This window comes from Modestobacter sp. URMC 112, from assembly GCF_053502575.1.
The window spans coordinates 1595729-1615092 of sequence record NZ_CP199957.1 but is presented as its reverse complement, the minus strand read 5'-3'; the positions used below and the strand labels follow the sequence as shown (position 1 = coordinate 1615092).

General features: G+C 73.5%; 15 protein-coding genes. 6 read left to right on the top strand and 9 right to left on the bottom strand.

The window, feature by feature from the left end; genetic code table 11:
- Positions 1-5 precede the first annotated feature (5 nt).
- From ACWIX6_RS07660 to ACWIX6_RS07645, 4 genes are all read right to left on the bottom strand, one after another.
- Positions 6-527: an Lrp/AsnC family transcriptional regulator gene (locus ACWIX6_RS07660; RefSeq protein ID WP_448616244.1), complete on the bottom strand. Its 522-nt coding sequence runs from the start codon at positions 525-527 to the stop codon at positions 6-8.
- A 46-nt stretch (positions 528-573) separates the two neighbouring features.
- Positions 574-2079, bottom strand: a complete 1506-nt coding sequence (locus tag ACWIX6_RS07655; protein WP_448616243.1) for an APC family permease — start codon at positions 2077-2079, stop codon at positions 574-576.
- 160 nt (positions 2080-2239) lie between these two features.
- Positions 2240-3535 carry a DUF1116 domain-containing protein gene (locus ACWIX6_RS07650; protein WP_448616242.1) on the bottom strand — a complete coding sequence of 432 codons (1296 nt, stop codon included), beginning with the start codon at positions 3533-3535 and terminating at the stop codon, positions 2240-2242.
- Positions 3536-3542: 7 nt separating this feature from the next.
- Positions 3543-4889: a glutamine synthetase family protein gene (locus ACWIX6_RS07645; RefSeq protein ID WP_448616241.1), complete on the bottom strand. Its 1347-nt coding sequence runs from the start codon at positions 4887-4889 to the stop codon at positions 3543-3545.
- A gap of 270 nt (positions 4890-5159) precedes the next feature.
- Here ACWIX6_RS07645 and ACWIX6_RS07640 point away from each other — a divergent pair, with 270 nt between their 5' ends.
- The 4 genes from ACWIX6_RS07640 (at position 5160) to ACWIX6_RS07625 (ending at position 12088) form a co-directional block, all read left to right on the top strand.
- Positions 5160-7091: a primary-amine oxidase gene (locus tag ACWIX6_RS07640; RefSeq protein ID WP_448616240.1), complete on the top strand. Its 1932-nt coding sequence runs from the start codon at positions 5160-5162 to the stop codon at positions 7089-7091.
- Complete coding sequence (speB, locus tag ACWIX6_RS07635; RefSeq protein ID WP_448616239.1) at positions 7088-8104, top strand: agmatinase; 1017 nt, start codon at positions 7088-7090, stop codon at positions 8102-8104. The genes ACWIX6_RS07640 and speB overlap by 4 nt, the downstream gene beginning before the upstream one ends.
- Positions 8105-8207: 103 nt before the next feature.
- Positions 8208-11477: a BTAD domain-containing putative transcriptional regulator gene (locus ACWIX6_RS07630; RefSeq protein ID WP_448616238.1), complete on the top strand. Its 3270-nt coding sequence runs from the start codon at positions 8208-8210 to the stop codon at positions 11475-11477.
- The gene (locus ACWIX6_RS07625; protein WP_448616237.1) at positions 11474-12088 is read left to right on the top strand and encodes a dihydrofolate reductase family protein; all 615 of its coding nucleotides are present in this window, start codon (positions 11474-11476) and stop codon (positions 12086-12088) included. The genes ACWIX6_RS07630 and ACWIX6_RS07625 overlap by 4 nt, the downstream gene beginning before the upstream one ends.
- A 4-nt stretch (positions 12089-12092) precedes the next feature.
- Here ACWIX6_RS07625 and ACWIX6_RS07620 read toward each other — a convergent pair whose 3' ends face one another.
- Complete coding sequence (locus ACWIX6_RS07620; protein WP_448616236.1) at positions 12093-12770, bottom strand: hemerythrin domain-containing protein; 678 nt, start codon at positions 12768-12770, stop codon at positions 12093-12095.
- A gap of 149 nt (positions 12771-12919) precedes the next feature.
- On the opposite strand from ACWIX6_RS07620, the gene ACWIX6_RS07615 reads away from it, so the two are divergent.
- Entirely contained in the window at positions 12920-13534 is a 615-nt protein-coding gene (locus ACWIX6_RS07615; RefSeq protein ID WP_448616235.1) for a hypothetical protein, read from the top strand.
- A 65-nt stretch (positions 13535-13599) separates the two neighbouring features.
- Here ACWIX6_RS07615 and ACWIX6_RS07610 read toward each other — a convergent pair whose 3' ends face one another.
- Both ACWIX6_RS07610 and ACWIX6_RS07605 read right to left on the bottom strand, forming a co-directional pair.
- Complete coding sequence (locus ACWIX6_RS07610) at positions 13600-13869, bottom strand: type II toxin-antitoxin system RelE family toxin (RefSeq protein WP_448616234.1); 270 nt, start codon at positions 13867-13869, stop codon at positions 13600-13602.
- A 14-nt stretch (positions 13870-13883) separates the two neighbouring features.
- A complete protein-coding gene (locus ACWIX6_RS07605; RefSeq protein WP_448616233.1) occupies positions 13884-14156 on the bottom strand; it encodes a type II toxin-antitoxin system Phd/YefM family antitoxin in 273 nt (90 codons plus the stop codon).
- A gap of 157 nt (positions 14157-14313) precedes the next feature.
- Here ACWIX6_RS07605 and ACWIX6_RS07600 point away from each other — a divergent pair, with 157 nt between their 5' ends.
- The gene (locus ACWIX6_RS07600; protein ID WP_448616232.1) at positions 14314-14913 is read left to right on the top strand and encodes a GNAT family N-acetyltransferase; all 600 of its coding nucleotides are present in this window, start codon (positions 14314-14316) and stop codon (positions 14911-14913) included.
- Positions 14914-14934: 21 nt separating this feature from the next.
- On the opposite strand, the gene ACWIX6_RS07595 is transcribed toward ACWIX6_RS07600, so the two are convergent.
- On the bottom strand, positions 14935-16356 hold the full coding sequence (locus ACWIX6_RS07595; RefSeq protein ID WP_448616231.1) for a hypothetical protein: 1422 nt from the start codon (positions 16354-16356) through the stop codon (positions 14935-14937).
- Positions 16357-16567: 211 nt separating this feature from the next.
- Entirely contained in the window at positions 16568-19294 is a 2727-nt protein-coding gene (locus tag ACWIX6_RS07590; protein WP_448616230.1) for an MGH1-like glycoside hydrolase domain-containing protein, read from the bottom strand.
- Positions 19295-19364 lie beyond the last annotated feature (70 nt).

Below are 19364 nucleotides of genomic sequence, written 5' to 3'. Positions count from 1 at the left end.
GGTGGTCAGGGGATCTGCCACTCGTAGGAGAACTTCTCGATCTTGAGGATCACCGACGTCTCGACGCCGGTGATCCCCTCCATCGTGCCGAGCACGTCGGTGGAGAAGCTGACCAGGTGCTCGTGGTCGGCGAAGAACGCCTCGATCATCAGGTCGTACCGGCCCGCGGACACCCCGCAGTAGCGGACCTCGGGACGCTCCTTCAGCGCCGTGGCGACGCGCTGCAGCGCGCTGAGCTGCACCGAGATCCCCAGCAGCGCCGACACGGTCAGGCCGGCGAGCTTCGGTGTCGGCACCGCCAGGATCTGCACCAGGTCGTTCTCCAGCATCGTCGCCAGCCGTTTGCGGACCGTGGTCTCGGTGACCCCCAGCCGGCGGGCGATCTCGGTGTTGCTGGTCCGCCCGTCGACCTGCAGCACCCGCAGGATCTCGCGGTCGGTCTCGTCGATCAGCGAGCGGGGCGCCCCACCGGGGCCGGTGTCCTCTCCGTGGCCGTTGCCCGAGGGCAGGGGGATGCGGCGGCTCATGACCACAGCGTAGGAGCCCTCCGTCGCCGTCCGTGACCGGCGGTGATCAGTAGATCCGTGTCTCGGTCAGCGAGCGGTAACGCTGCGGGTCCCGTCGCCGGATGACCTGGGTGACCACCAGCCCCACCGCGAAGGACACCGGCAGCACCGCCAGCAGCAGCACGTTGACCCAGTCGGTGCGCCCGGTGAGCAGCTCGAAGTTCCGGACCACCAGCCAGGTGGCCACGGTGAGGCCGACGAGGGCGACCACCGGCGCGACCAGCGTCGTCCAGACCGAGTGGTGCTCGCCGGGCGTGGAGCGCCGGAAGTACACGATGATCGCCACGGCGCACAGCGCCTGCAGCACGATCACCGCGAGGACGCCCGGCGCGACCATGATCAGGAAGAGCCCCAGGTAGGGGTCGGAGCCGCCGAGCGCGAAGAGCGTCACGACGACCACCCCGATGGCGGCCTGCACGGCGCTGGCCACGTACGGGGACCCGTGCACCGGGTGGACCGCGGCCAGCCGGCGCGGCAGCAGGGTCTCCCGCCCGAGGGTGAAGAAGTACCGCGACGCGGTGTTGTGGAACGCCAGCGTGGAGGCGAAGGCACTGGTCACCAGCAGCACCTCCATGACGACGGTGGCCCAGTGCCCCACGTACTGCTCGGTGGCGGCGAAGAACATCCCCACCGGGTCGGCGGTCGCCACGTCGACGACGGCGGACTGGCCGAAGGCGATGACCGCGATCCAGGCCATGAACGTGTAGAAGATGCCCAGGAAGCCGATGGCCATGAAGGTCGCGCGGGGCACCGTCCGGGCCGGGTCGCGGGTCTCCTCCGCGTAGATGGCGGTGGACTCGAACCCGATGAACGCCCCGAAGACGATGGCGAACATCGCGCCGGTGCCACCACCGGCGAACACGGCCGACGGCGCGAACGCCCCGAAGCTGAAGCCCTCGGGGCCGCCCTGCACGAGCACCGGGACGGCGAGGACGAGCAGGATGCCCACCTCGCACAGCAGCGCGACGCCGAGCACCTTGGCGCTCAGCGACACCCGCCGGTGGCCCAGCACGGCCACGATGGCCAGCGCGGCGAAGGCGTACAGCGGCCAGGGCAGGTCGACGCCGGCCAGCCGGCTCACCGTGCCCGAGGCGAAGGAGCCGATGGCGCCGAGCTGCCCGACCGCGATCGTCGAGTAGGCGACCAGGGCCATCACGGCCGCGCCGCCGCCCATCGGCCGGCCGAGGCTGCGGCCGATGTAGGAGTAGAAGGCCCCGGGGTTGCGGATGCGCAGCGCCATCCGGGTGAACCCGACGGCGAACAGCAGCAGCACCAGCGCCGCGACCAGCTGGGCCCCCGGCGCGCCGAGCCCGCCGATCATGAAGGCCAGCGGCGCGTAGCCGGCCACGATCAGCAGCGGGCCGGCCGCGGCGACGACGAAGAAGGTCAGCTCGAGCGGGCCCATGCTGCCGCGGGCCAGGCGCCGACCGCCGTCCGGAGCCGGACCGTTCGGTTCGCCGGGACCCGGCTCGGGCGCTGCGGGGACCTGGCGGACGGGGTCAGAAGTGGCCACGGGTTCTCCTGGGTGTGGACCGGAGCTGGCGAACAGGACAGGACGCATCGGGCAGGCGCGGGACGGGGTGTCCCGGCGGGGGAGCTGCCGGGGCGGCGGTGCGGGTCGGCGGTGCGGGTCGGGCCGGCCCGGGTGGCGGGGAGACCGCCGGGCGGACGGGTCAGCCGTCGGCGTGGCGCCGGCGGTAGGCGGTCGCTGCGTCGACGAAGCAGTCGAGGTCGGGGCGGAGCACGCCGGCGCCGATCTGGCCGCCGTCCCGGCCGGCGAGCCCGCCGTCGATCACCGGGGTGACCCCGGTGGCGAGCACGGCGAAGACGTCGATCCCGACCGGGGACCCGCGGAAGTCCAGCGGCGGCAGCAGGAAGTCCGGGTGCTCCCCCACCGTGATGGCGTACATCGCCTCGTTGTTGGCCCGCATCGCCGCGACCGTGCCGCCCTGGTAGGCCTGCAGGGTCGGGGCGCAGGCCTGGGCGAACCCGCCGAGGCCGACGGTCTCGGTCACGCAGCTCTCCCCGCCGATCCACTCGGCGTCGGCGGCGGTGAAGCCGTCGAAGAAGCGGCCCTCCAGGCGCGGGTGCTCGCCGCGGAACCACTCGTCGTCCAGGCCGCTGACCCGGATCCCGAACTCCCGGGAGTTGAGGGCCATGCCGGTGAGCAGGCTGCTGTACGGGATGCCGTGGGCCGCGTCCGCGGTGGCCTTGGCCGCCGCCATCCCCACCCGCAGGAACGTGTAGTCGTTGCGGGTGAGGAAGCGCAGCACCTCCCGGACGGCGGCCGACCGCTCGCCCCGGTCCAGGTCGAGGAACGCCGGGGTGAGCTCCCGGGTGAGCAGCAGGGTCGCCGCGGTGTTGCGGCTGTGCAGCTCGTCGCCCAGCCGCAGCGCGCGGGCCATCAGCGGCTTGAGCCGGACCGGGCCACCCAGGCGGAGCGCCTCGGCGAGGACCGGTGCCATCGTGGACTGCAGCCAGCGCAGCCCGGCGACCACCTCGTCGTTGTAGGACCCGTAGTTGAGCCGGTGCCGGCTCTCGCCCTCGTAGAGGTTGCAGAAGGCGGTGGCGCCGGAGGTCTCGTCCCGGACGACGAACACCGGCATGGAGGCGGTGTAGATGCCGGCGACCGAGCCGATGCAGGCGTGCTGCTGGGTGCTGCGCACCCGGATCCGGCCGGCCGCCACGGCGGCCTCGGCCTCGGCGAGGTCGGCGGCCAGCCCCTCGTACAGCGCGGCGTAGAGGACGGCGCGGCGCTGGCCGCCGGTGTAGTCCGCCCAGTCCAGCGGCGGCCCGGAGGTCAGGACGGTGTCCGGTGTCATGCCGGGGACGACGTCCCCGGCCGGGGCGACGTCGACCAGGACCGGCTCGGCGCCGGTCAGCCTGGCCAGCGCCTCGGCGTTGGCCGCCTGCCGCCGCTCCTCCACGGCGGGCGGCAGGTCCAGCACGGTGCTCTGCTCGACGGTCATCCCGGCCTCAGAGCCGCTGCAGGTAGGTGCGGGTCTCCCAGTCGGTGACGACCGAGCGGTACTCGTGCGCCTCCCGCCGCTTGTGCGCCAGGTAGGTGGCGTGGAAGGCCGGGCCGAAGACCTCCTTGGCGACGTCGTCGGTGGCGAACTGGTCGAGGGCGTCGTCCAGGGTGGCCGGCAGCGCCAGGTCGCCGTAGCCGGCCAGCTCCTCCGCGGTCAGCTTGTACGTGTCGCGGTTGATCGGCTCGCCGGCGTCCAGCTGTCGCTTGATGCCGTCCAGCCCGGCGGCGAGCACCATCGCGATGCCCAGGTGGTAGTTGACCGCGCTGTCCGCGGTGCGGACCTCCAGGCAGTGCCGGTTGACCGGCATCCGGCACATCAGCGTGCGGTTGTTCTCCCCCCAGGCCCGGTGCACCGGCGCCCAGGACATCTCGTCCATGAAGCCCTGGCTGGTGAAGCGCTTGTAGGAGTTGACCGTCGGGCAGATGACGGCGTTGATCGCCCCGGCGTGGGCGAGCACGCCGGCGACGAAGTGCCGGGAGACGTCGCTGTAGGCGGGGGTGCCGTCGCCGAGGGCGAAGACGTTCTCGCCGGTGTCCAGGTCGGCGAGGCTGATGTTGATGTGCGCGGCGGACCCGAAGTCGTCCTGGAACGGCTTGGGCATGAACGTCGCCACACAGCCCAGCTCGCGGGCGACGTGCTTGGCCATCAGCCGGAACAGCACCATCCGGTCGGCCATGGTGAGGGCGTCGGCGTAGTCGAAGTTGAACTCGTACTGCCCGTCACCGCCCTCGTGGTCGAAGGAGTAGACGCCCCAGCCCAGCGCGTTCATGTGCTGCACCATCGGGCCGAGGAACGGCTCGGCGAGCATGGTCGCCTCGAGGTCGTAGCCGCGGGTGGGGGCGTTGACCTTGTCGCTGGGGACCAGCGGCTGCCACCCGTCCGCGGTCTCCCGGACGACGTAGAACTCCGGCTCGATGCCGACGTTGGCGAGGAAGCCGGCCGCCGCGGCGGCGTCGACCTGGCGGACCAGGACGTTGCGCGCGTCCTGGTCGTACGGCTCGCCGTGCAAGTGCAGCCGGGTGGGGACCAGGGCGAAGCGCGGGTCCCACGGCAGCACGGTCAGCCGGTCCAGGTCGGGCATGCCGGCGCACTCGTCCTCGTGCGGGCCGAGGTCGCCCATCCCCTCCAGCGCCCCGACGGTGTAGAGCTCGGAGCCCTTGGCCATCGACGGGAGCGACGCGACGGGGACGCACTTGCTCTTGGGCACGCCGTCGACGTCGGTGTACCAGCCGAAGACGTACTGGACGCCCTTCTCGGCGAGATCGTCGCGCAGCTGCTCAGGCTGTGTCACAGGTCACTCCTCCTTGGATTTCGTAGGAGCATGTCAGCGCAGGGACGGTTGTCAACCCTGGGAGCCACATTCGTATCGAAAATCGCTGCCGATCGGTCGAGATGCGTCGAGGTCGGGCTTGGCAGGGCGATCCGTTCTCGTTACTGTCGCCGTCCATCGGGATGACCCAGGTCACACCGCTCCGCCCGGTCCCGGTGGCCGGGGCACCCACAGCTCGCACCGCGCGGTCCGTCCGCGCCCAGCACGGCCGCGCGCCGACAGAGGAGATCCATGAGCATCCAGACGGTCGATCCGCAGACCTCCGTGGCCCATCCCCTCGACCCGTTGTCGGCCGAGGAGATCACCCGCGCGGTGGCCCTGCTGCGGAACGGGCCGGCCGGTGCCGACACCTTCCGGTTCGCGTCGATCTCGCTGCGCGAGCCGGACAAGCGGCTGCTCGACGAGCGGCCGGACTCGGTCCCCCGCGAGGTGGACGGCGTCCTGATCGACCGTGCCGAGGGCGCCGCCTACGAGGCCGTCGTCGACCTGGGTGCCGGCCTGGTGACCGCGTGGACCCGGCTCCCCGCCGGTGTGCAGCCGGCGATCATGCTCGACGAGTTCGGGGAGTGCGAGGAGCACTGCAAGACCGACCCCCGGGTCGTCGAGGCGCTGGCCCGGCGCGGGCTGACCGACCTGGACCTGGTCTGCATCGAGCCGTGGTCGGCCGGCTACTACGGCGTGGACGACGAAGGGCGTCGGCTCATCCGGGCGCTGGTCTACGCGCGGCTGGACCCGCACGACAACCCCTACGCGCACCCGGCGGAGGACCTGGTCGTCGTCTACGACCTGAACGCCCAGCAGGTCGTGGCCGTGGAGGAGGGTGACTTCGTCGCCGTCCCGCAGGAGACCGGCAACTACCTGCCCCGGCACGTCGGCCCCGCCCGCACGGACCTCAAGCCGATCGAGATCACCCAGCCCGAGGGCCCGTCCTTCGAGGTGACCGGCAACCACGTGCGCTGGGCGGACTGGTCGTTCCGGGTCGGCTTCACCGCCCGGGAGGGCGTGGTGCTGCACCAGGTCCGCTTCAAGGACGGCGACGTCGACCGGTCGGTGCTGCGCCGGGCCTCGCTGGTGGAGATGGTGGTGCCCTACGGCGACCCGTCCTCGGTGCAGTCGCGCAAGAACGCCTTCGACGCCGGCGAGTACAACATCGGCGCGCTGTCCAACAGCCTGTCCCTGGGCTGCGACTGCCTCGGCGAGATCCACTACTTCGACGGGGTGGTGAACGACAGCCACGGCAACCCGCTGACCATCCCCAACGCGGTGTGCATGCACGAGGAGGACGACTCGATCCAGTGGAAGCACTACGACTTCCGCACCGACGAGGCCGAGGTCCGCCGGTCGCGCAAGCTCGTGGTGTCCTTCATCGCCACGGTGGCCAACTACGAGTACGGCTTCTACTGGCACCTCTACCTGGACGGGACCATCGAGTTCCTGGTCAAGGCCACCGGCATCCTGTCCACCGCCGGGCAGCCGGCGGGGAGCAGGTCGAAGTACGGGCAGACCCTGAACAACGGCGGCCTGTACGCCCCGATCCACCAGCACGTGTTCAACGTGCGGCTGGACTTCGAGCTCGACGGGCCGGCCAACTCGGTCTACGAGGTCGACACCGAGGTGCCTGAGGACAACCCGACGTCCAGCGCCTTCTACACCGTCGAGCGGCTGCTGGAGACCGAGCAGCAGGCCATCCGCAAGGCCGACGCGCAGCGGCACCGGTTCTGGAAGGTGGTCAACCACGGCAGCCGCAACGTCGTCGACGAGCCGGTGGCCTACCGCCTGGTGCCCACCGACGCGATCACCCTGGCGGCGGTCCCGAGCGCCTCGGTCGCCAAGCGCGCGGCGTTCGCCACGCAGAACCTGTGGGTCACCGCCTACGACCGCGCCGAGCGCTACCCCGCCGGGGAGTACCCGAACCAGAGCCGCGGCGGCGACGGCCTGCCGGCGTGGACCAGCGCCGACCGCGACATCGTCGATGCCGACCTCGTCGTCTGGTACACGTTCGGCATGCACCACGTGGTGCGCCTGGAGGACTGGCCGGTCATGCCGCGCCAGCACGTCGGGTTCATGATCCAGCCCTTCGGCTTCTTCGACCGGAACCCGACGCTGGACCTGCCCCGCCCCGGCGGGAACGGGCACTGCTCCAGCGACGGGGCAGCCCGATGAGCTGGGAGGTGCCCGACCCGGACGCCCCCGCACCGGACCCGTTCTCCCCCGGGTCGGGCGACTCGTTCGGCAGCCGCGGCTCGTTCTGCGGGGTGCCGCACCGCCGGTACGACCAGGCCCAGCCGGGTGAGGTGGTCATCCTGGGGGCGCCGTTCGACTGGGGCGCCAGCTACCGGCCGGGGGCTCGCTTCGGCCCGCGGGCCATCCGCGAGGCGGACTACCTGCCCCCCGACGGACGGCGGCCGCACCTGGGCACCGGCATCGACTCGCTGGCCGAGCTGCCGGTGGTCGACGCCGGGGACATCCCGATCGTCGGCGGCCACATCGAGCCCTCCCTGGAGGTCATCGAGAAGTGGGTGCACACGGTCGCGGCCGCGGGGGCGATCCCGCTGGTGCTGGGCGGGGACCACACCATCACCTTCCCCAACGCCACCGGCGTGGCCCGGCACCACGGCTTCGGCAACGTGGCGCTGATCCACTTCGACGCGCACGCCGACACCGCGCCGCACCAGTGGGGCCACCTGTACGGGCACGGCACCCCGATGCGGCGGCTGATCGAGTCCGGTGCCGTGCCGGGGCACCGGTTCGTCCAGATCGGGCTGCGCGGCTACTGGCCACCGCCCGACGTCGTGGCGTGGATGCGCGAGCACGAGATGCGCACCTTCTTCATGGACGAGATCAACGAGCGCGGGCTGGACCCGGTCGTCGACGAGGCGGTCGAGTACGCGCTGACCGGTGGCGCCGAGGCGGTGTTCCTGTCCCTGGACATCGACGTCGTCGACCCCGGCATGGCCCCCGGGACCGGGACGCCGGAGCCCGGCGGGCTGCTGGCCCGGGAGTTCCTGCCGACGGTGCGCCGGCTGTCCCGGGAGCTGAACGTGGTGGGCGCGGACATCGTCGAGGTCGCGCCGCACTACGACCAGCCGATGAACATCACCGCGGCACTGGCCAACCGGGTGCTGCTGGAGATGACCACGGGGATGGTGCAGCGCCGCCGGGCCGCCGCGGGCTGATCACCCGGCCGGACGCCCCGCAGCCGACCGCTGCGGGGCGTCCGGCCGTTCCCGCGGCGTCGCTGCAGCGCGGGCCCGGCCGGGCGCGCTAGCTTCGCCCGCGATGACGCATCCCGTCCCCGTCCAGGTCTGCGTGCTGGGCCCCGTGCAGGCCGTGGTCGGCGGCTCCCCGGCACCGCTCGGCGGGCCACGGCAGCGCTCGGTCCTCGCCCGCCTGGTGGTGGCCGGCGGGCACCTGCTGTCCACCGACCGGATCGTCGACGACCTGTGGTCCGGCGAGCCGCCGCCCAGAGCGCTGGCCTCGCTGCAGGTGCACGTCAGCCACCTGCGCCGGGCGCTGGAGCCGGGCCGCGCCCGCCGCGAGCCGTCGACGGTGCTGGTCAGCGCCGCGCCGGGCTACCGGCTGCAGCTGCCGCGGACCGCCGTCGACGCGTGGCGGTTCGACGAGCTCCTCCAGCGGGCCCGGTCCACCGACGACCCCGCGGCCCGCCGCGCGCTGCTGGAGGACGCGCTGGGCTGCTGGTCCGGCCCGGCCTACGCCGAGTACGCCGACACCGACTGGGCGGCGCCGGAGGTCGCCCGGCTGGACGAGCTGAAGCTGGTCGCCGTGGAGGCGCGGGCCGACGCCGACCTGGAGCTCGGGCACGCGGCGGCCGTCGTCCCGGCGCTGGAACGCCACCTCGACGAGCACCCCGCGCGGGAGGAGGCGGTCCGGCTGCTGACCCTGGCGCTGTACCGCAGCGGCCGGCAGGGCGACGCGCTCGCCGTGCTGCGCCGGGCCCGCGACCACCTGGCCGACGAGCTCGGCGTCGACCCCGGACCGGCGCTGCGCGAGCTGGAGGCCGCCGTCCTGGACCAGGCCCCGGTGCTCGACCGGCCGGGTCCACGCCCGGTCGTCCGCGTCGCGGAGCCGGCTCCTCCCCCGCCCGCGCCGGCGCACAGCGCGGAGCTGGACCGGCTGCTGGACGTCGCCGGCCAGCCCGGCGGGCTGCGGCTGGTGTGGCTGACCGGCGAGCCGGGCGCGGGCAAGACGACGCTGGCGGACGCCGTGGCGTCCGTCCTGGCCGATCGCGGGTGGCGGGTGGCCCGGGGGCACTGCCCCGAGGTGGACGGCGCCCCGCCGGGCTGGGCGTGGAGCGAGGTGACCCGCGCGCTCGGCAGCGAGGACCCGCTGGACGCCGCCCGCACCGCCTTCTGGACGGCGCGCGCCCTGGCCGACCGGCTGCGCGAGGCGAGCAGCGGACGGCCGGTGTTCGTGGTCCTGGACGACGTGCACCGGGCCGACGACCTGACCCTCCAGCTGCTGCGCTCGGTCGCCGACTCCCTGGCCGGCGAGCGGGTGGTCGTGCTGGCCACCCAGCGCACCGGCGAGGGCGGCGAGGCGCTGGCCGCGACCCGGGCGGCGCTGGCCGGGCGCACCACCCTGCACCTGGCGCTGACCGGGCTGGACGAGGCCGGCGTCGCGCTGCTCGCGCAGCAGCACGGGCTGACCGACGCGTCGGCGGAGGAGGTGGCGCTGCTGCGCGAGCGCACCGGGGGCAACCCGCTGTTCGTCCGGGAGCTCACCCGGCTGCTGGTCGCCGAGGGCCGGACCGCCGCCCGGACCGGCGTCCCCGAGGGCGTGCGCGACGTGCTGCGCCGCCGGGTGGAGCGGCTGCCGGGCCCGGTCGGGACCACCCTGCGGCAGGCGGCGGTGCTCGGCCGGGAGGTGGACGTCGACCTGCTCGCCGCGGTGGCCGGCCGCGACGAGGACGAGCTGCTGGACGCCCTGGAGGCCGCGGTGCTGGCCGGGCTGCTCGACGAGCCGGCGCCCGGGCGGGTGCGGTTCACCCACGCGCTCGTCCGGGACACCCTCTACGACGCCACCCCGCTGCTGCGCCGCTCGCGGATGCACGGCACCGCGCTGGCCGCGCTGCAGGCCGCGGGCGGCGCCGACCCGACGACCCTGGCGCACCACGCCGTGGCCGCGGCCTCGCCGTCGTCCGCGGCCGGGGCGGTGCCGCTGGTCGTCGCCGCCGCCCGCGCGGTCGAGGCGCTCGGCGCGTACGGCGACGCGGCCCGGCAGTGGGCGTCCGCGCTGCGGGTGCAGGAGCTGGCCGGTCCGCGGTCGGGCGGTGACGCCGCCGTCCTGGACCTGCTGGTCCCGTCGATCTCGGCGCACGCCCGGGCCGGGGACATCGTCAGCGCGCGGGCGCAGCAGCGCACCGCCGTCCGGCTGGCCACCCGGCTGGGCAGCCGCACGCGGCTGGTCGACGCGCTGGCGGCGTGGGACGCGCCGCTGGTGTGGACCGTGCGGGACGACGGCGCCCAGGACCCCGAGCTCCTGTCGCCACTGCTGGACCTGCTGGAGGGCCCGGCCGCCGGGGAGCTGCCCGACGACGTGCGCTGCCGGCTGCTGATCGCGCTGTTCCGCGAGGTCGAGGGCGTGGACCACGCCCGGGCGGCGACCGCCAGCGAGCGGGCGCTGGCGCTGGCCCGCGGGGCGGCCGGTCCGGACGCCGACCGGTTGCTGTGCCTGGCGCTCAACGCCCGGGGCTACTTCGCGCTCGGCCCGGACCTGGCCGCCGAGCGGGAGGCCCTGGCGGACGAGTACCTCGCCGCCGCCGCGCACCAGCCCGACCACCGGGCGGTCGCGCACTGGCTGTCGTTCCTCGCTGTCGCGGCGCGCACCGACCTGGCCGCGGCCCGGCGGCACGTGGACACGGCGGTGGCGCTGGCCGGCAACGGGCAGCTGGGCCACCTCCTCGGCGCGGTGCGCGTCTTCTCCGCCGCCCTGCTCGTGCTGGCCGGCCGGGCCGAGGAAGGCCGGGCCGGCTACGAGGCGGCGGCCGCGCAGCTGGCCGAGGCCGGCGCGATGAACGGCGGGATGCTGGCGATGATCGGCCGGTTCGCCGCCGGCTTCTCCCGCGGCGACCTCTCCGCCGCGCTCCCGGACCTGGCGTGGCTGCACACGGCGATGCCCGGGGCGCTGGGCGACGCCGTCGTCCTCACCTTCCTGGACGCCGGGCGGGCCGACGACGCGCGGGCGGCCTGGGCCATCCGCCGTCCGATCCCCCGGGACTACTACTGGCTGAGCACCACGACGCTGCGGGCGCACGCCGCCGTCGCGCTCGGCGACCTCGAGGTGGCGCGCGCCGCCTACACGGAGCTGCTGCCGTGGGCCGGGCGCGTCGCCGGGCTGGACAACGGCACGCTGGTCGTCGGGCCGGTCGACGAAGCGCTGGCAGTCGTGGCCGACGCGGTCGGCGACCGGGCGGCCGCGGCCGGGCACCGGCGGGACGCCGAGACGCTGCGCGCCGAGTTGCGGTCCCAGCTCGCCGCGGTGGGCCTGGGCGATGAGTTCGGGCGGCCGAGCGGGTCTGTGCTGGCATGACCCGGGTCATCGCAGACATCTCCGTGTCCCTCGACGGCTTCGTCACCGGTCCCGACCCCGGCCCGCACAGCGGTCTGGGCACCGGCGGCGAGGCCCTGCACACCTGGGCGTTCTCCGACGACCCCGACGACCGCCGGGTCGTGCGGGAGTCGACGGCCCGCTCGGGCGCCGTCGTCCTGGGGCGCCGGCTCTTCGACATCGTCGACGGGCCCGGGGGCTGGGACGACGAGACGGGCTACGGCGCCCACGAGGTCGGCAAGCCCGCGTTCGTCGTCGTGACCAGCTCACGGCCGCCGTCCGTGCGCCTGACCGACCTGGACTGGACCTTCGTCACCAGCGGTCTGCCGGACGCCGTCGCCGCCGCTCGGGAGCGCGCGGACGCGGCATCGGCGCAGCGCGGCGAGGACCTGGACGTCGTCCTGATGGGCGGCGGCGCCACGGTCGGCTCGGCGCTCGACGCCGGGCTGGTCGACGTGCTCACGCTGCACCTGGCACCGGTCGTGCTGGGCGCCGGCACGCCGCTGTTCACCGGCGGAGCGCGGCGCACGCTGGTGCAGCGGAGCGTGGTCCCGACGTCGAACGCGACGCACCTGACCTACGACGTCACCTGACGACCTACCGCTGGCCGCCGAAGACGGCGCGCTCCCGGCGCCGGAAGGGCGGGCCGAGGACGGCGATCGCCAGCCGCAGCACCGGGCCGGCGCGCCCCGCGAACTCCTCCCGGGTGACCACAGCGGCCACCCGGGGCAGCTCGAACGTGATCCGGGCCCGCCGGCGGATCCGCCGCTCCACCTCCTCCCAGTCGCGGACCGAGACGTACCGCTCGACGAGCGGGAGGACCGCGCCCTCCTCCTCGCCGACGTGCTCGGTGAGGGAGTCGCGCAGCCCGGCGAGCTCGACGGCCAGCGCGGTGGCGGCGTCCTCCTCGGGGCAGGCGCGGAACGTGTCGGCGGCCCGGCGCAGCCGGTCGAGCATCGAGCCGAGGGCGGCGTGGTCGTCGCTGAGCTCGGTCAGGTCGACGTGCCGGCCGGCGGACGCGACGAGCACCGGCCAGAGGACGTCGTCCTCGGCCGAGTGGTGGACGTGCACGGAGTCGGCCCAGTCGCGGACGTAGCCGGCGATCGCTGCCGCCCGGCCGGCCGTGGCCCCGGTGATCGCGAGCTGCTCCGCGAGGTCGGTGAGCCGCTGCGCGTCGTAGAGCATCACCCGGTGGGCCAGCCGCATGCCCAGCACGTCGGGCACCGGGTCGCCGTCCCGGCGGGGGGTGACGCGGAACGGGGCGGTGGCGGTCATCGGGGTACTCCTCCTGGTCGGCGCCGCTGACGATCCGCGCGCCCGCTTACGGCCCACTTGTCGTGCGACGACAAGTGGCCGGCAAGTGGGGACGGCGAGGGTCTGCGCCGACCGGCTCACCGGGAGCCGCAGCACCGACGAGGACCGCCGTGACCACCACGCTCGACCGCACCGCTCCCCTGTCCCCCGCCGCGGACTCCCGCGCCCGACCGTCGGCGGCCGCACTGTCCGTCGTCGCCGGCGGCGTGCTGTTCGCCGTCGGCAACGCGATGCACCCGCTGCGGCACGACGAGGCGGCGATGGAGGCGCCGACCTGGCTGGCCGCCCACCTGACCTTCGGCGCCGGCGCGCTGCTGATGGCCGCCGGGCTCGGCGTGCTGTTCCGCCGGCTGGCGCCGTCCCGGGTCGCGACGGTCGGTCTCGCGGTGCTGTGGCTGGGGCTGGTGCTGATGCCGATCGGCAGCATCACCGAGGGCTACGTCGCCCCGGCGATGGGCCACGGCTTCCACGACCTGGAGGCGTCGATCGCCTGGTTCTCCGCGCTGGCCGGGACGTCGACACTGCTCGGCCCGTTGCTGGTCGCCGTCGGAGCGGTGCGCTCCCGGCTGCTGCCGCTGCCGGTGGCCCTGGCGCTGCCGGGCATCACGGTGGGCGCGCTGCTGGTGCCGGCGCTGCCGGCCGAGGGCCACGGGATCATTCCCGGGACGATCGTGTTCGGCCTGGGCATGGCCGCCGCCGGCTGGATCTGCCGCCGCCCAGCCTGACCCGCTGCCTCGACGCCCCGCTCCCCTGACCCCGGAGCGGGGCGTCCGCGCGGTCGGCGCCGTCGTCAGTCGGTCGACGGCGGTGGAGGCCGGTATGCCGCAGCGCGATGAGCGATCCGCAGGACGAGCACGGTTCGGGCCACGTCGTGGACCTCGATCAGCACCCGGTAGTCGCCGCGCCGCGCGCTGCGGAGCTCAGCGAAGTCTCCGGTCAAGGGCTTGCTGAGCCGTAGCGGATTGTCCGGCAGGACGCCGGTGATGAACTCCACGACGGCGACGGCCACCTTGGGTGGGAGCCGGGCGAGCTGGCGGTGTGCCGCCGAGGTGATCAGCACCTCGTACGGGGGTGTCACTCGGGGAGCCCGTACTCCGCTCTGAGCTCGCCTCCCGTGACGGTCCGGCCGTGCTCGCGTTCCGTCCGGCCCTCGGCCACGTCCTCCCGGACGCCAGGCTGGGAGAGCCAGAACAGGGTCTCGTGCAGCGAGTCGAGGTCCGCCTTGGCCATCAGGACGGCGGCCTCGCGACCGTGCCGCGTGATGGTGATGATGTCGTGGGTGGACTCGGCAGCATCGATCAGCGCGGACAGCTTGTCCTTGGCCTCACTCAACGGCACCGTCGTCACGGGACCCATTCTAGCCAGCCTTCTGGCCTGAACGCCTCACTCCTACCGGGTCAGAAGACCGCGGGACCTCGCCGACGGCCCTCAGGTGAGCCTCCCCGGGGCGCTTCGGCTCACGAGGACGTGGGAGACCACTGCACTGCCTCACTAGCCTGCCGACATGGCGGCCAGACCCCGGTACCCGACCGACTCCGAGCCGACGGTCGACGTCCGTCCCGCCCTCGGCCGCTTCCAGGACTTCGCCACCGTGGTCGGCACCCAGAAGCCCGGCGCCGAGGGCTGCTGGTGCATGGCGTACCGCGACAGCCGGGTGCCGAATCTCCAGCGACCGGCGTACATGCAGGCGGAGTGCGCCACGGAGCCGGGTCCGGGGGTGCTGGTCTACGTCGACGACGTCGTGGCCGGCTGGTGCTCGATCGCTCCCCGGGCCGGTTACCGGCGGCTGCTGAACTCGCGGACCATCCCGGTGCTCGACGACCGCGACGCCTGGGTGGCTGTGTGCTTCGTGGTCCGGGCCGGCTACCGCGGGCACGGCTTGATGCACCGGCTGCTGGCAGGAGCGGTCGACCACGCGGACGCGTACGGCGCCGAGGTCGTCGAGGGGTACCCGGTGGAGACCGGCGGCAGCCGGGTGGACGTGATCTCCGGTTACGTCGGCACCGTCGAGCTGTTCGAGGGCGCCGGCTTCACCCGGGCGGCGCCCACCACCGGCCGCAGCGGCGGCCGGCCGCGGTGGGTGATGCGCAAGGTCCTCCGCTGACAGTGCCGAGGAGCTGGACCCTCACTTCTGCACGAGGCTGAGGGTGCGTGTCCACCAGCTGCCCACCATGCGACTGCCGAGGTACCGCGCCACCCGCTGGATCTGGGCCTCGCAGAGGATGACCTTGGCGATCGACATGTCGAGCACCCGGGCGTAGTTGAAGGCCTCCGACTCGATCCGGTCCAGGAGATGGTCGTCCAGCACCGGGAGCACCTCGGTCTTCCCTGGGGTCCTCGGCTCGACAGCGGCCACCATAGCCAGGTTCGGCGCATACAGCGCCGACGGCGCGCATGTGGCGCGTCGCAGGCCGGAGTTGAGCCCGAGAGGACGCAGCAACCCCAACTCGCCCAAGGGATAGCGGACCCGCCAGGTCAGTCGCCGGGCGACGACGACGAGGCCCTTGTCACGGATGGAGGCATCCAGCGTCTCGATCGCCTCGATGTGTGCGGTGAGCCGGCCACCGACGACCTCCGGCCCGGGAAAGCGGCCGCCGGTCCGCCGGAAGGGCACCACGTGCCCGGCAGCGATGAGCCCACCGCCGGGGCCCCAACTGTGCCTCCCGTGCGTCACCTCCTCGACGTAGGAGGCGACGCGGTCGTGTCGTCCGGTCAGCAGCTCCTCGCGCCACTGGTACAGCACGTACGACAGTTGGGTGAGCTGCCCGTACATCTCGGCGAGCAGCTTGTTGGCGTCCTTGGCGGCCTCGTCGCGCGCGCGGATCCGGTCGACGACAGGAAAGGGCCGGGCCACCATCCAGAGCCCGAGCGCCAGCAGCGCGAAGGGCAGCACCCGGCCGGGGCGGGCATCGACCGCGGTCGCGACGGAATCGGCGATGGTCCCCACGGACGGGAGCTGCCAGGGCGGTCGGACCCACAGCACCAGTGCGGCGGACACCAGGACGGTCGCGGGCCTTCCGAGCGGGCGGAAAGCGCTCAAGGAACTCGCACCGAAGAACGTCGTCGTCCGCGACACCGTCTCGATGAGCCGTTCCTCCGCTCGCGCGAGCCAGGCCCAGCGGGCCAGCTCCTGCTCGTCGGCCGCCCCTTGCAGCTCACGGGCCTCCCGCCAACCGCGGATGCTGGGCCCGCTCGTCTCGGGTGGGCGGTCGCCGTAATTGCCGGCCAGCACGCTCCGTGCGCGACCGACATCGGGCAGCAGCTCGGCGGCGACCGTTGTCGCGCGTCGGTCGCGACGGAAGCTGGACTGGGCCGCGTCCGGCACCCGCAGGGCCAGTCGGAAGCCCGCCCACCGGAGCAGGTTGGCCAGCACCGTGACGAGCACGACGGTTGCGAGGACCTGCACCAACGCACGGCCCACCGACGGGAGAGCGTCGACCCGTCCGCCGATCCAGTCGAGATAGGCACCGATCACGGCCCGGATGATGCCCGACGCAACGACCGGAACTGGTTCACCGCGCACGAGCCTGCGGACGCCGAGCAACACGGGTGGCCAGTGGGACGTGTTGTGCCTGTGTCACGTCCCCCGTGTCCGCCCCGAAGGACGCGGCGCCGCGTGTGCCGGCTGGTCGGCGTGTGCCGGCCCGTCGCCCCGTCGTCCTGGCTCACCGTGCGCCCTGCTGGCTCACCGCACGCCGTGAGCCAGGAGGCGCCGGGACCAGGCCGGCTGATCTCGGGGTGACGACCGACCGGGCGAGTCAGGCCCAGCGGGGGTCGGGTGGCAGCCGCGGGTTGAGCAGGTGCGCGACCAGCGCCGTCCACCCGGTCTGGTGGCTGGCGCCCAGGCCCTCCCCGGTGTCCCCGTCGAAGAACTCGCTGAACGTCGGATGGTCCCGCCACAGCGGCGAGTCGCTGGCCTCGATGCGCTTGCCGTCCGCCGGGCGCTTGCCGTCAACCGGTCGGAACAGTGCCGTCAGGCTGTTGTCGATCAGGTCCGCGGCCTCGACCAGCGTGCAGCGCTTGCCCGAGCCGGTGGGCAGCTCGATGGTGAACGTGTCGCCGTAGTGCCGCCCCAGGGTGCGCAGCTTGTCGGCGAGCAGCACGTTGACCGGGAACCAGACCGGCCCGCGCCAGTTGGAGTTCCCGCCGAACAGCCCGGTGCGGGACTCCCCCGGCTCGTACTCGATGGACGCGTCCCGCCCGCCGACCTTGGCGATCACGCTGCCGGTCGACTTGGACAGCGACCGGATGCCGTAGGGCGAGAGGAACTCCCCGGTGTCGAACATCCGGGTGAGGATCCGGCGCAGCCGGGTGCGGTCGACCAGCGACAGCAGCATCTTGCGACCCTCCGGCGCGGACCGGCTGCTCAGCGGACCCATCAGCTCCGGGCGCCGGCGCTGCAGCCAGCGCAGCCGCTCGGTGACGTCGGGGACCTCCTTGGTGATCCAGGCCGGCACCTCGGTGGCGCCGAGGATGGGCAGCAGACCGACCATCGAGCGCACCCGCATCGGCTCCGGCGTGCCGTCGGGTGAGACCAGGACGTCGTAGAAGAAGCCGTCGTCCTCGTCCCACAGCGACACCCCGTGCGACCCGAACGAGTTCATCGCCTCGGCGATGGAAAGAAAGTGCTCGAGGAACTTGATGGCCGTGCCGTCCCAGGCCTGGTCGAACCGGGACAGCTCCAGGGCGATCTTGAACATCTGCTGGCAGTAGAACGCCATCCAGCTGGTCGCATCGGACTGCTCGAGCCGGAACCCCGGCGGCAGCGGCGCGGAGCGGTCGAACAGCGCGATGTTGTCCATCCCGAGGAAGCCGCCCTCGAAGACGTTGGACCCGTCGGCGTCCTTGCGGTTGACCCACCACGAGAAGTTGAGCAGCAGCTTGGTGAAGATCCGGATGAGGAACTGCCGGTCGCGGTAGCCGTCGATCCGGTAGACGTGCCAGGCGGCCCAGGCGTGCACCGGCGGGTTGACGTCGCCGAACGCCCACTCGTAGGCCGGCAGCTGGCCGTTGGGGTGCATCGCCCACTCGCGGCACATCAGGAGCAGCTGCTCCTTGGCGAAGTCCGGGTCGACGTGGGCGAGCGGGATGGTGTGGAAGGCGGTGTCCCACGCGGCGAACCACGGGTACTCCCACTCGTCGGGCATGGAGATGACGTCGGCCAGCGCGACGTGCCGCCAGGCCTTGTTGCGGTCGGACGAGCGGACCGGCGCGGAGCCGTCCGGGTCGCCCTCCAGCCACTGGGCGACGTCAAAGCGGTAGAGCTGCTTGGTCCACAGCAGGCCGGCGTAGGCGCGGCGGGCGACGTGCCGGTCGTCGTCGGACAGGCCGGGGTGGATGACGGAGCCGTAGAAGTCGTCGGCCTCGGCCCGGCGGGTGTCGAGGACCTGGTCGAACTCCGCGCCGAACATGCCGTCGTCGGGGTCGCCGGCTCGCAAGCGGAGCTTGACGCTGACGGTCTCGCCGGGGGCGACGGCGTCCCAGGAGTACCAGAACGCGGCCTTGGTTCCGACGCCGGACGGGTTGACCGCGCTCCGGTCGCCCTGCACGACGCGGCGGTCGACGCCGTCCTTGGTGTACTTGGTCTCGTTGCGGGCGGCGCCGAAGAGGGCGACGGCGTTGGTCTCGTTGTCGCAACAGAGCACCTCGGGTGCGCCCTCGGCGGCGAGGACGTAGCGGCCGAGGAAGCCGTGCTCGGCCTCGACCGCCTCCAGGCCGCTGGCGGTGAGGGTCGGCGCGAGCAGCTGGGTGAGCACGCCCTGGCGCTTGTCCCGGCCCCAGGCCCAGGTGTTGCGGAACCAGACCTGCGGCAGCAGGTGCAGGGGTGCCGGGTCTGGGCCGTGGTTGGTGGCGGTGACGACGATGCAGACGTCGTCCGGGGCGTCCTTGGCGTAGGTGACCTGGACGTCGAAGAAGCGGTCGTCGTCCAGGACGCCGGTGTCGGCGAGCTCGAACTCGCGCTCGTGCCGGGTCCGCTTGGCGTTCTCCTCGCGCAGCTGGGCGTAGGGGTACTCGGCCTGCGGGTAGCGGTAGAGCCACTGCATCCAGGAGTGCGTCGGCGTGCCGTCGACGGCCCACCAGTGCTCCTTGGCGTCCTCGCCGTGGTTGCCCTCGTCGTTGGTCAGCCCGAACAGCCGCTCCTTGAGGACGGCGTCCTTCCCGTTCCACATCGCGACGGAGAAGTTGAGGAAGCCGTAGCGGTCGCAGATGCCGCCCAGGCCGTCCTCGCCCCAGCGGTAGGCGCGGGCGTGCGCGTGGTCGAAGGGGAAGGAGCCCCAGGCATCGCCGTCCTCGGAGTAGTCCTCGCGGACGGTCCCCCACTGCCGGCCGGCGAGGTAGGGGCCCCACAGCCGCCAGGGCGCGGACATGTCGCTGGACTCGGCCAGTCGCGCGTGCTCGGCGCTGCGCGGGGCGACCGCGTCCTGCGGGCCGGGCGGCGGGGTGGGCTGTCCGTCGAGCGGAGAACCGGGAGCTGCGGCAGACACGACGTCCACAGTGCCACGCGCGGTTTGCGTTCCTGTGTCGCGAGCAGGTGGTGGCGACCAGCGTCACCAC

Coding starts and splice junctions, on each gene's coding strand:
- ACWIX6_RS07660 (WP_448616244.1), bottom strand. CDS start 527: ATGAGCCGCCGCATCCCCCTGCCCTCGGGCAACGGCCACGGAGAGGAC.
- ACWIX6_RS07650 (WP_448616242.1), bottom strand. CDS start 3,535: ATGACCGTCGAGCAGAGCACCGTGCTGGACCTGCCGCCCGCCGTGGAG.
- ACWIX6_RS07640 (WP_448616240.1), top strand. CDS start 5,160: ATGAGCATCCAGACGGTCGATCCGCAGACCTCCGTGGCCCATCCCCTC.
- speB (WP_448616239.1), top strand. CDS start 7,088: ATGAGCTGGGAGGTGCCCGACCCGGACGCCCCCGCACCGGACCCGTTC.
- ACWIX6_RS07630 (WP_448616238.1), top strand. CDS start 8,208: ATGACGCATCCCGTCCCCGTCCAGGTCTGCGTGCTGGGCCCCGTGCAG.
- ACWIX6_RS07625 (WP_448616237.1), top strand. CDS start 11,474: ATGACCCGGGTCATCGCAGACATCTCCGTGTCCCTCGACGGCTTCGTC.
- ACWIX6_RS07620 (WP_448616236.1), bottom strand. CDS start 12,770: ATGACCGCCACCGCCCCGTTCCGCGTCACCCCCCGCCGGGACGGCGAC.
- ACWIX6_RS07600 (WP_448616232.1), top strand. CDS start 14,314: ATGGCGGCCAGACCCCGGTACCCGACCGACTCCGAGCCGACGGTCGAC.